Below are 12,755 nucleotides of genomic sequence, written 5' to 3' on the forward strand. Positions count from 1 at the left end.
GGAATGCCATGTTAGCATTAGGACATCAGTGTGAATAAGAGTGTTAGTATCAATGAGCAGTTCTGCCTTTTTGTTATTAGACAAAGACCCAATTAATACTATAGGGATCAATGTTCTACAGCCACTATTGAAAACCCAAGGGTTAGATGTGATAACCAGCACAGATATTGAAGATGTGCCAGAAGGAACACGTATCCTTTTTATCGAAACTGCATCAAAGGATGCTTGGAGTAAGTTAAAAGAACAACTAAGCCGACTTCAAGTCAACTGCGATATCGTTTTATTTAATCTAGACGAAAACCCAGAATTAGCTAACCGCGCCTTATTAAGTGGCATTAGAGGCGTTTTTTATACTACCGACAATGCAGATGTATTGATGAAAGGCATTCGGTTACTAATGGAAAACCAGTTGTGGTATCGCCGTGAGATTATGTGCAACGCCCTTAATCGCATGTTGCAATTTAACAAAGATGCCCTTCATAAGCTGACCGAAGGTGATATTGAGCCAGTCAAGCTAACAAAACGTGAAAAAGCAATCATCTCGTTGATGAGTAAGGGTGCAAAAAATAAAGAAATCGCCGAGGATTTAAACATTAGCCCGCATACGGTGAAAACTCACTTGTATAGTGCGTTCAGAAAAACCAAATGCCGCAACCGAATTGAGTTACTCTCTTGGGCACAACAAAATATCCCTGACGAAATTCGCTAATATCTAAACCTATACAGCCGCAATAAAGCGGCTGTTTTGTTTCTTTACTCACCTACAACAAATCTCTATGCTTGATTATTAAGTACCTATATAAAAATAATAACGCGCATGTTCGATCCAAAAACTCTGTATATCACTAGCATAGCCATGATGGCGATGATGGTTTTGCTAAACTTCCTCACTTGGCGAACCAACAAAGACACACCCGGTACCCTACTTTATATTTTTTATCCGCTGGTATTGCTTGGAGCAATTATTGGCTTTGCAGCACATAGTCAGCTAGATATGTGGCAAAGTATTGGCAGCGCAAATGCTTTGTTATTTACCGCCTCGATTATTCACTGCTTTGCTATCTCACAATTTTTGGGTTATCGGGGCCGTGAGCTAAAACTATTTTTATCTATTACCGCTATGCTATTTATTGGATTGATCTACTTCAGCATAGTTAACGACAACTTGCGTTACCGCATCCTCGTTTCTGACTTACAACACATCACTGAGACAATTTTTTTACTCTATCTGTTTTTACGTTTTGCTAGGCATCTATACCCTAACGGGACCATCGTTTATTCCATCATATTATGCCTAGTCATGTGTGCATTTACCGCTCGCACTTTCCTAATGGGAGATGTCACACACTTTGAGCTGCTCAATGACAACTGGTTTGTCACCACATTATTTATTAACGGCGTGCTCGCCCCTATCTTTTATGCCACGGGTATGGCCTTATTATGTAATGAACGCAGAGAGTTAAACTTAAATCGTCTGACCGAAAAAGCGCAAAAAGACCTTGAGATCAGAGGGTTATTTTTATCAACAATCAGTCATGAAATTCGAACGCCACTTAATGGGATTTTAGGCAGTGCGCAATTGGTCCTAAACCGCACAACTAATCACCGCAATAAAGCTTACTGCGAAGCCATTATCAACTCAGCAGAGTCGCTAAATTTGTTAATCGATAAAGTGCTTGACTATGCAAGCCTCGATCAAAGTGATGAGGCGCTATATGAAGAAGATGTTGAACTTAAAAGTTGGTTAAACAACTTATGTTTATTGCTGAGCCCCTTGGCTGAACAAAAAAAATTATCTTTTGAAATGATATATGATTTACCTGAGCAAGCTTGCTACTACTGCGATCAACAAAAGCTTCGTCAAATCGTCATCAATTTGGTTGGCAATGCCATAAAGTTCACAGATAAAGGCAGTGTGAAAATTCGCGTTGAACTTGTAAATGAAAACAATATGAGTCACAAAGTGAGATTTAGCGTAATAGACTCGGGACCTGGTATTGAAAGTGAAGACATTGATAAGCTGACTGAACCGTATGTGCAAAGCAATGCCGGAAAAATCAAGGGAGGCACCGGGCTTGGGCTTGCGATCACGAGTCGCTTGTTAGAGCGCTTAGGGTCCAAGTTAAACATTCAAAGTTCGCTAGGACAAGGCAGTGTATTTAGCTTTGATGTCACATTAGCGCTGGGGGAGCTGAGCCTAGTCGAGCAGCGCCATCATAACCCCGACTGCTTACTTGGCTTAAATGTGTTACTGGTTGAAGATTTGGATCTCAACCAAAAAATTGCCATTGAGTTTATGGCCGCCGACGAACATAAAGTAAAGCTTGCCACCGACGGCCAAAGTGCCATAGCCCTTTTGCAACAGCACCAATTTGATGTTGTATTGCTCGATATGAACTTGCCAGATCTCTCCGGCCAAGAAGTTATGCGCAAACTAAAGACTATGGACCATAAAAATAAGCGCACGCCATTTTTAGCCTTTACGGCTAGCTTAAGTCCCGACGAAATAAAAGAGTACCTAGCACTCGGCATAAAAGACATTGTTGGTAAGCCCATCAAACAAGAAAAATTGCGCCGGGCATTAAGCGACTCTCAAAGTGCGCAAAAACCAACGATTAGTGTGGAATTGACCGACACGCTATATGATGACACAGCAGTTAACTCTCTAAAGGGCGGCTTTAGTGAAGACGAAATATCTTCTGTCTATAATGAATTTGTGCTGTCTGCTCGTAACAAGCTCATTCATATACAGCAGTTAGAAGGCGCGAATAATGAGCAATGTATTAAGCTTTTGCATCGCCAAGCGGGTACCGCTCTGCAACTTGGCTTCAATCGATATGGTATTGCATTGAAAAAAGTTGAACGACGGCTCTTAGACGGAAAATCAAGTGACGGCGAGCTCACTCAAGCGATGACGCTATGGCAACAAAGCCTCGAAGCCTATCTAAGCTTTGTTCGTAAGAATACAATGGGATAATAGCTAGGTGCAGATGGTGTGTTCACAGTAATTTGAGCACACCTATTAATACTTTCTTTTTACTTAAAAAACAGTAACACATCCTATATTCGTAGTGAAAAAGTATATAAATTGATAGACGCGAACAAGAATTGTTCTACACTTTTTAGCAACACTTAGAGAACAAGGATTAGGTTATGCGCAGGTTTTCTCATCTTTTTGCTAAACTCAATTTGGCTAAAAAACTCAATATCGCCTTTTTATCGGTCGCGCTGTTGCCCATGGCCGGTATTATCAGCATCGCTCTATATCAAGCTTCAGATGCACTACAAGCACAATCTTATGCGCAACTGCATGCCGTCAGCGAAGTGAAAAAAAATGCCGTTATCCGACATTTTCAAGGCGTGCGAGATGAATTACAGTCGGTTGCCATCAGCCCTTATACTGCTCGGGCAGCGCAATCGTTTACTTATGCCATTGCAAATCTTGATACACCCATTTACAAATCGGATAATCTAACGCAGTTTTATGATACACAGTTCACTGAAAAGTTTCTTCAGGAAAACCCTGATACGCAACCACCTAGTGGTCTGTATAACCAGCTTTCTCCAGAAGCCGCCGCCTTGCAAACACGTTATATCGTTGATAATACATATCCCTTGGGTGAAAAGCTGCGCCTAGTCAGTACAGGCCACCAAGATGACTATGACATAACCCACCAGCAATACCATGCCTACTTCTCTAAACTTGCAGACGTATTTGAATTGTATGATTTGTTCATTATCGATAATGACACCGGCATTGTTGTCTACTCTGTCTACAAAGAGCTCGATTTTGCATCCTCTTTGATAACGGGACCATTTTCTGACAGTGGCCTTGCAAAAGCTTTTAATAGCGCAAAGCAGCTAGACGATACGTCACAGTTTGCTTTTGTTGATTACGAACCCTACTTACCTTCATACAATGCACCAGCAAGCTTTCTTGCTGCACCTATTAATATTGCAGGGACCAACGGAGCAACATTGGTGTTTCAGTTATCCATTGAAGCGCTGAACACGATTATGACGGAACGTGAAGGTCTCGGCGAAAGCGGTGAAACTTACCTTGTCGGCCCTGAAGGCTTAATGCGCTCAGATTCATATCTCGATCCAATTAAACACTCTGTTGAGTATGCTTTTAAACATCCTGACCAAAGTCGTATAGATACCCAAGCATTTCGCCTTGCCATTAAGGGTGAGCAAGGTCAAAAAATAATCACCGACTATAATGGCCATCAAGTGCTCTCTGCTTACACCCCCGTGAATGTACTCGGTGTCAGGTGGGCTCTGCTATCGGAGATAGATGAAGCTGAAGCATTCTCGGCAGTTACCTATCTGACGAAGATACTAGGAGTCATTCTTGTTATTTGCATTGGGGTTATTATTGTTGCTGCCATTTGGTTTGCCAAAACACTTACCCGCCCAGTACAAGCATTAGTAAAAACCATGCGCCGCGTTGAGCATGAAGGAGATTTTTCACTGCGTGCGCCCATTTACTCCAAGGATGAAATTGGCGAGTCGGCACAGGCATTCAACTCTCTGTTAGATGCTCTACAACTGTCACTACATGAAACCAATCAAGTTATGAACCAAATGGCTGAGGGCCGCTTTTCCAGCCGAATTACAGTTGCCTGCAAAGGGGAGTTAAATACTTTAAAACAAGCAACCAACCATTGCGCTGATACGCTAGACATCGCACTTGGAGAGATCAATATCGTAATTAAAGAGATGGCTCAAGGGCACTTCCACCATCAACTCCAAACACCGATGTCTGGAGATTTAGCGCAGCTAAAAGACAACATTAATTACTCTTTAAGCAGTTTAAATACCACGATGAATGAAATTGTTCATGTTATGGAGAACGTAGAACAAGGTAACTTCAAAGAACAAATCCATATCAATGCCGGTGGCAAACTAGAACAACTCAAAAACAGCGTTAATAACTCTGTACTCAGCTTGTCGGGTGCCATTGATGACATTAGCCATGTTATGAGCGCAATTCGAAATGGTGACTTTTCAAAACGAATAGACCAACCACTACAAGGGCAACTTGAAGAACTTAAAAATGACATCAACTTTAGCGTTGCCAACTTAGCCAACATCATAAAAGACATAGGTGCTGTCATGGCAGAAGTTAGCCAAGGTGATTTCAAGCACACTGTCAACTGTGAAGCCCAAGGACAATTAGGTCAGTTAAAGAATGATATTAATCTATCTATTGAGTCGTTAGATGATGCGGTCAGTGAAATTTCATCAGTGATGACAGCCATAAGTTATGGTCGCTTCGACCGCACGATAGAAACTCCCATGAAAGGGCAATTGAATAACTTAAAAACGGATATCAACCGCTCTGTTAATAACCTAAATCAGGTCATCGCAGATCTCGGCAGTGTCATGAGTGCAATGTGCCAAGGTGACTTTAGTCTACAAATAACCTCTGATCTACAAGGTCAATTACATCAATTAAAAGAGGATGTGAACGGCTCTACAGCAATTATCAACGATGCGATTAGCGAGGTAACCCAAGTATTAAGCGCCTTGGCGAAAGGAGATTTAACCCACACAGTACAAAGTGATTATGATGGTGTTTTTGCAACGCTTAAACAGGATGTCAATACAACGATTCAAAAGCTTACAGAGGTCATTGAAGGCATCCAGCTATCAGCCAATAACGTCTCACAAAGCGCATCAGAGATAGCCGATAGCAATACCGAAATAAGCGCTCGCACAGAAGAGCAGGCCGCTAACTTGGAAGAAGCAAGTGCAAGCACCAGTCAAATGCTCGAGGCACTGACCCTTGTCTCTGAACAATCTGGATCGGCTGTAAAACTAGCGCATAGAGCTGAAGAAACGGCGAAAGAAGGCGGAAAACTTTCAAAAGATACCGTCAGCGCTATCGACGAAGTAGATAAAGCCAGTAAAAACATTAATGAAATTGTTTCTGTGATTGATGGACTGGCATTTCAAACCAATTTACTTGCCTTAAATGCCGCGGTTGAAGCGGCAAGAGCCGGTGAAAATGGCAAAGGCTTTGCGGTCGTCGCCAATGAAGTGAGAGACTTAGCCGGACGTAGCGCAGCGTCAGCTAAACAAATAAAAGACATCATTGCGAACAGCAACGATAAAGTAGGTCAAGGCATAGAAATGGCGAATAGCTCGGGTTTAAAACTAGAGCACATTGTTGCCGCAGTATTGGAGGTTAGCGATACCATTGTAAAAATTAATCAAGCGACCACCAATCAGCAACTTGCCATTAAGGAGGTCGACCAAGTGGTGCAACGCCTAACAGACTTAATACAAGAAAACTCAGCCATCACCGAAGAAACCATGGCCGCGGCGAAACAACTAGCAGAGCAATCTCATGAAATGCGCCGTTTGCTTGGCTACTTCAATATAGAAAAACCCGCACCACATGCAGCTTTACTGGTTCACCAATACAATGCGTCGTGATGGTGTATGACGAGCACAGGCCCCACTTAGTGTAAACGCGTAAGTGGGGCAAACTTTTACCGGATAGTATCTACACTATAACGCACATAACTTATGTGCCGCGTTTAATAACGTCTGAGTATGCTTTGCAAAGCATAAACGAATAATCTTATCTCTCGGTGGCGAGTCATAGAACACACTTAAAGGGATCGCTGCCACACCAACTTCTTTCACTAGATACTCACAAAATGCCACATCATCCATTGAAGATATTGCAGAGTAGTCAAGTAGTAAGAAGTAAGTTCCTTCGCTCGGAAGGATCTTAAAACGACTATCACCTAATGCCTTTACAAGCGTATCTCGCTTTTGTTGATAAAATTGTGCCAGCTCATCAACGTGCTCTGGGTGTACGTTCAGCATATCCGCTAGCGCTAACTGCGCAGGTGTAAAGCTTGAGAAAGTCACGTATTGATGTACTTTGCGAAACTCGCTTGATAAATTTGGCGGTGCCACACAATAACCCATTTTCCACCCAGTGCAATGGAAGGTCTTGCCAAAGCTAGAGATCACAAAACTACGCGAAAAAATCTCGTCATCTATGAGCGCACTAAAATGGCGGTGATTATCAAATGTAATATGTTCATACACTTCGTCACTGATAAGCAAAAGATCGTGTTCTATTAGCACACCTTTGAGCTCATTAATGTCCTGTTCCGAGATCACTTTGGCACTCGGATTATGAGGCGTGTTAATAATAATTGCTCGGGTTTTAGCGCTCAGTACGCGAGTTACTTCTTGCCAGTCGATGCGAAAGTCTGGTGCACGCAGCGCAATGTGAACAGCCTTGCCGCCAGCCAATTCAATAGCGGGCGCGTAACTATCGTAAGCGGGGTCAAATACTATCACCTCATCACCGGGCTGTGTGATAGCTTGAATAGCAACAAAGAGTGCTTCGGTGGCACCACTGGTGACCGTCACGGTACTTTCAGGCTCAACGGTTTGCTTATAACGACGCGCGATCAGTGCGGCTATTTGGTTTTGTAATGCACTTATGCCAGATGACGGGGAGTACTGGTTAAAGCCCTGTTCACTATATTCCGCCAACCGTTTCTTAAGAAAATCAGGGGCATCAAATTCAGGGAAACCTTGAGACAAATTAATTGCTTGATATTGATTTGCCAGCCCAGTCATTTGACTAAAAATGCTGGTGCCAACGTGGGGTAGTTTACTTTCCAATGTCCTTCTCTCTTTGATGATGGTGCAAAACTAAAAGCAATGTTATTATTACACAAATAGATGTATAGCCGTCTAAATAATTATCTTATTTCAAGTACAAGGTAACATAGGATGAATAGTGATGCTGCTAAATCAGCGCTAATTGAGGCCGGAAAGTGGATTAGCCATAAAGGTTGGGTACCTGCAACTGGGGGGAACTTTTCAATAAAAACCCATAATGGCTTTGTCGTTACAGCAAGTGGGCATGACAAAGGCTGCCTAAGCCCTCAAGATTTCTTAGAGCTAGACAACAAGGGTAATATTCTTTCAGGGCAGGGCAAACCCTCTGCTGAAACCGCATTACATTTAAAGCTCTACCATCTTGTTCCGAGCACAGGTTGTGTACTGCACACCCATTCTGTTGCTGCGACAGTGTTATCTCGTTTTGAAAAAAGCGACGTTTTACAGATCAACGGCTACGAAATGCAAAAATCATTATCAGGTATTGCCTGTCACCATACGCCTGTGAGCATCGCCATTTTTGATAATGACCAAAACATCGAACGTTTAGCGCAGCAGGTAGCCCAATACCATCAGCTACATCCTATTACTCATGCAGTATTGATCCGCGGTCATGGACTGTATGCATTAGGGACGAACATCAATGAAACTCGTCGACACATCGAAGGATTAGAGTTTTTATTTGCCTGCGAGTTAGAGCGCATCAAATTGGAGTCAATTAAATGATCAAAGCCATTGTGACAGATATAGAGGGCACCATCACTCGTATCTCTTTTGTTAAAGATGTACTATTTCCCTATGCTAGCAACCACTTAGCAGAGTTTGTCCATAACAATCAACAACGTGATGACGTAAAGGCACAAATTGACGCGGTTTGTAACGAGCTTGATAACCCTCAAGCCAGCGTAGACGATGTGATAGCTGCACTATTAGGTTGGATTGAAGCAGATAAAAAGGTGACGCCCTTAAAGCAACTGCAAGGCTTTATTTGGCAAGCGGGCTATGAGCATGGCGACTTTACCGGTCATATTTATCCCGATGCGTATGCTTTTTTAACTGAGCAAAGCACGCAGAATATCGATCTATATGTTTATTCATCAGGCTCAGTAAAAGCGCAACAGCTGTTGTTTGCACATTCTGATTATGGTGATATTCGTCATTTGTTTAAGGGCTATTTCGATACTCATATCGGCGCTAAACAAGATGCAAACTCGTATAGAGCCATCGCGTCGCAACTCCCTTATGATGCACAGCATATTCTATTTCTCAGTGATGTGGTTGCTGAACTTGACGCAGCAAAAGCAGCAGGCATGAAAACCTTACAACTATGGCGCGACAACCAAGCGCAATCAGACTTGCACCCTACCATTGAGAGCTTTGCGCAATTTGAGGCGTTATCATTATGAGCCAATTAACTGTTTTTAAAGACCAAAACCCAAATAATGCGCTTTTAAAATGCACAGACGCAAACGACATTAAGCAACATCTAGCACACGTTGGCGTTAACTTTGAGCAATGGCAAGCCCAGCAAGTTATCACTTCAGCGATGACGCATTCAGACATTTTGCAAAGCTACCAATTTGATATTGAACGTGTTCAAGCCAATGGCGGATACCAAACGGTGGATGTAATTGCGCTTGAAAAAGGCAACCCCAATGCCGCCCAGCTACGTGAAAAGTTCTTATTTGAGCATACCCATAATGAAGATGAAGTACGCTTTTTTGTCAAAGGGCAAGGTCTATTTTGCTTACATGTTGATGACAAGGTTTATCAAATTCTATGCCAGCAAGGTGACTTAATCTCTGTGCCTGCCAACACAGCACATTGGTTTGATATGGGCAGTGACCCTGAGTTTACTGCTATTCGCTTTTTCAATAATGAAGCGGGTTGGGTTGCACAAAGTACACATAGCGATATTGCCACCCGATTCCCACTACTTGATTAGCTGCATATTTGAATAGCCTTATTACTTAGGCTAAAACAGTTAGAACAAAGGCAGTATTTAACAGATATACTGCCTTTGCTTCATTAGCTTACAGCTTTAAATGTTCACCTAAAAAAGCCATAACCGTTTCATAATACTGTGCTCTATGTTTAGGCTTATAAAAACCATGACCTTCATCATCCAGCTGTTTATATTGATACGGATGCTCAGCTGCCTGCAACGCTCTAATGATTGATTCTGCTTGCTCTATCGGTGCGCGTTCATCTTCACCACCATGTACAATCAACACGGGCGCTTTAAGTTGCGCAACATTATGGCTAGGAGAAAAAGCTTTTAGCTTGCGCTTATCTTTCCCAAGAACCTGAGTTAAGTAATTCAAGCCTGATTGACGTAGTGCAATATCCCCTTCGTCAAACATCAGAGGCAAGTCATAAACCCCCATAACGCCAACAGCACATTTGAATAAATCTGGTGCTAAGATTGCACTTTGTAGTGCCGAATAACCCCCAAAACTGGCCCCCATTACACAAATGTTATCTTTGTTTGCATAACCTTGTGATACGACATACTGAACACCATCGATGATGTCATGCTGTATTTTACCACCCCACTGCTGATAGCCTGCCGACTGAAAAGCCACGCCATAACCGCCTGAACCTCTAAAATTAACTTGCAATACAGCAATACCACGACTGGCCAACATCTGAACCTCAGGATTAAACTCCCACCAATCACGCTCAAAATGAGGGCCACCGTGTGGCATCACAACCAAAGGTAAGTTTTTATGTTGTTTGCTTACAGGTAGAGTTAAATAACCATGAATCGTTAGCTTGTCACGAGATTGAAAAGTAATGGGTTTGGTTTGCGACATCAAATCAGGATGTAACCACTCTCGCGCTGAAAACAGTTGCTGTAATTGACTGGTTTTTGAATCATATAAATAATATTGACCAGCATTAATATCACTCGAAGCGAAAAATACACTTTTTTTACCATCTCGCGTCGTTGATACCAGGTGCACCTGATCACCTTGCAGGACTCGAATGATGTTTTTTAATCGCTTCGCTTTGATTGAATCTTCATCTGGAAATACATAGGTAGGATAACCATTATCAATTTCTATCGCGTAAAGCGCTTTGTCATATTCGCTTATCCAAGCTGTTTTGGGTGACACCACCTCATCTTGGTAGATTTTTGTTGCTTTACCGGTGCCAAGATCTAACTTAAATACTCCTTCAGGCTCCCCCTTTCGAGAAGCTAAAATGTAAACTTGTTGACCATTTTTATCAAATGTCAGTAGCTTTATGCTTCGAAAAACACCATTTAACTTTAACATTTTCCACGTAGTCTCATCCTCACCACGTACATAAACTTGTGTATTGATGCCGTTTTTAGACGCAGAAGCAACACGCACGTTACCTTGGTGGTCGGTTAAGAAGTTCGCCATTTTTTCTGGTGATCTTGCTCGCAAGGCACGGTTGCCTTTTTCCACATTGACTCTATATACCTTAGTGGTTGGCTCATTCGTGCCAGTATCAGGAATGTTAAAAACCAACATATGTTTAGGATCATCATGAAGTGGGTCTAAAATATATGAAATCCCCCCTAATGGCGTTGCTTTTTTGATATTGGACCCGACTTGTTGTTCGCCTTGAACACCTACCAGATAGCGCGCATTGGAGCCATCTACATCAACGCCAAATAACTCTCCCGCATAACCGGGCTGGCTTTTCCAACCACGTAAATATTGTTTCTCCATCACTACGCGCTCATCGTTGACCCATTCATAGTCCCCAACTTGACCGTTAGCGTTAAATGCAACTGCATGGCTTAGCTTAAAGGTGCTAGCATCAAGGATAAACAAAGCATTTTTATCATCTTGCTTAGCAATAAAAGAAATATAATCCCCTTTTGGAGATAGCTTTACATTTTGATAGGCAACATCTTTTGCAAAGTCAGCTAAAGTTATAGTCGGTGAACCAGCTGCAAAACTGAATTGACATATAACACTGCTCATAAAGAGCAGTATAGTTGTGAGTGTACGCATAAAGTCCTTTTCTTGATTTAGATAAAATAAACACGACCTCTATTGTACCAAGCTTAGTACCAAGTGTTAAATTGATGTTCTATTTAAAAGCCCCATTTTTCACTTGCTCTGGTGTATAAATACCAGAGTTCAACACCCACCCTGTGACAAGTTCAGCCGGTGTAACATCAAATGCAGGGTTGTATACCTTGGCATTGTCAGGTGCCCACTGACACTGACCAAAACTACCACTGACTCCTGTCACCTCTTGTGGGTTGCGCTGTTCAATCGGAATTGCTTCGCCATTTGGGCAAGCACTATCAAGCGTGGTCTCTGGCGCTACGACATAAAAAGGAATGCCATGATGATTGGCTAATACGGCTAGATTGTAAGTGCCCACTTTGTTGGCAAAGTCACCATTAGCCGCAATCCTATCTGCGCCCACAAAAATTTTATCCACTTGCTTAGCAGCCATTAGGCTTGCCGCCATGTTGTCGCAGATAAGCGTATACGGTATTTGCCATTTTGAAAGCTCAAACGCTGTTAACCTACCACCTTGCAATAAAGGCCTAGTTTCATCTACCCATACATGAACATTACCGTGAGCTTGGTGTGCTTTGTAAATCACCCCCAGTGCAGTGCCAATACCGGCAGTAGCAAGCGCGCCAGTATTACAATGAGTTAGTATGTTGTCACCTGCATTCACTAACTGTGCGCCTAATGTGGCCATTTGCTCACACAATGCCACATCCTCAAAAAACAGCTGCTCTGCGGTTTTAACTAACTGATTAACATAGTCATCATGAGCCAATGCATCACACATTTTTGCCATACAATGCATTAAATTAACCGCTGTGGGACGCGTTGCTTCTAAATCATCAATAGCTTGTGCTAATTGCGTTTTACTCTGCGCTTGTAATGCCAAATGGGCCACCAATAAAGTTGCCGCAAGGCCTATCAAAGGCGCTCCGCGCACTTTTAAAGACACGATATATGACTGCATTTGCTCTACACTTTCGCATAAAAGCCATTGCTGTTCATGGGGCAGTAAATACTGATCTAACACCCACAACTGGTTGTCTGTATATTTCAAACTTCGGGCAATTAAGGTCTGCATAATGATTC

Annotated in this window: 9 protein-coding genes; 6 read left to right on the forward strand and 3 right to left on the reverse strand. The window is 42.4% G+C overall.

The window, feature by feature from the left end; all coding sequences use genetic code 11:
• The first annotated feature begins 52 nt into the window (after positions 1-52).
• From GDK41_RS16145 to GDK41_RS16155, 3 genes are all read left to right on the forward strand, one after another.
• Positions 53-709 carry a helix-turn-helix transcriptional regulator gene (locus GDK41_RS16145; RefSeq protein ID WP_152087359.1) on the forward strand — a complete coding sequence of 219 codons (657 nt, stop codon included), beginning with the start codon at positions 53-55 and terminating at the stop codon, positions 707-709.
• Positions 710-817: 108 nt separating this feature from the next.
• On the forward strand, positions 818-2,977 hold the full coding sequence (locus tag GDK41_RS16150; protein ID WP_152087360.1) for an ATP-binding protein: 2,160 nt from the start codon (positions 818-820) through the stop codon (positions 2,975-2,977).
• Between the two features lie 176 nt (positions 2,978-3,153).
• Entirely contained in the window at positions 3,154-6,444 is a 3,291-nt protein-coding gene (locus GDK41_RS16155) for a methyl-accepting chemotaxis protein (RefSeq protein ID WP_152087361.1), read from the forward strand.
• 75 nt (positions 6,445-6,519) lie between these two features.
• Here the strand turns inward: GDK41_RS16155 and GDK41_RS16160 are convergent, their stop codons facing one another.
• The gene (locus GDK41_RS16160) at positions 6,520-7,614 is read right to left on the reverse strand and encodes a methionine aminotransferase (protein ID WP_232056572.1); all 1,095 of its coding nucleotides are present in this window, start codon (positions 7,612-7,614) and stop codon (positions 6,520-6,522) included.
• A gap of 156 nt (positions 7,615-7,770) precedes the next feature.
• Here GDK41_RS16160 and GDK41_RS16165 point away from each other — a divergent pair, with 156 nt between their 5' ends.
• From GDK41_RS16165 to GDK41_RS16175, 3 genes are read left to right on the forward strand one after another with little or no spacing between them, the layout of a single operon-like run.
• On the forward strand, positions 7,771-8,385 hold the full coding sequence (locus tag GDK41_RS16165; protein ID WP_152087363.1) for a methylthioribulose 1-phosphate dehydratase: 615 nt from the start codon (positions 7,771-7,773) through the stop codon (positions 8,383-8,385).
• Positions 8,382-9,065: an acireductone synthase gene (gene mtnC, locus GDK41_RS16170; protein WP_152087364.1), complete on the forward strand. Its 684-nt coding sequence runs from the start codon at positions 8,382-8,384 to the stop codon at positions 9,063-9,065. Before GDK41_RS16165 ends, mtnC begins: the two co-directional genes overlap by 4 nt.
• Entirely contained in the window at positions 9,062-9,604 is a 543-nt protein-coding gene (locus GDK41_RS16175) for a 1,2-dihydroxy-3-keto-5-methylthiopentene dioxygenase (protein WP_152087365.1), read from the forward strand. The genes mtnC and GDK41_RS16175 overlap by 4 nt, the downstream gene beginning before the upstream one ends.
• A gap of 88 nt (positions 9,605-9,692) precedes the next feature.
• Here the strand turns inward: GDK41_RS16175 and GDK41_RS16180 are convergent, their stop codons facing one another.
• Together GDK41_RS16180 and mtnA are read right to left on the reverse strand one after the other, a co-directional pair.
• Complete coding sequence (locus GDK41_RS16180) at positions 9,693-11,621, reverse strand: S9 family peptidase (RefSeq protein WP_232056484.1); 1,929 nt, start codon at positions 11,619-11,621, stop codon at positions 9,693-9,695.
• A 109-nt stretch (positions 11,622-11,730) separates the two neighbouring features.
• Positions 11,731-12,747 carry an S-methyl-5-thioribose-1-phosphate isomerase gene (gene mtnA, locus GDK41_RS16185; protein WP_152087367.1) on the reverse strand — a complete coding sequence of 339 codons (1,017 nt, stop codon included), beginning with the start codon at positions 12,745-12,747 and terminating at the stop codon, positions 11,731-11,733.
• Between the last annotated feature and the right edge of the window lie 8 nt (positions 12,748-12,755).

Origin of the sequence: Pseudoalteromonas sp. A25, from assembly GCF_009176705.1 — a bacterium.
GTDB lineage: Bacteria > Pseudomonadota > Gammaproteobacteria > Enterobacterales > Alteromonadaceae > Pseudoalteromonas.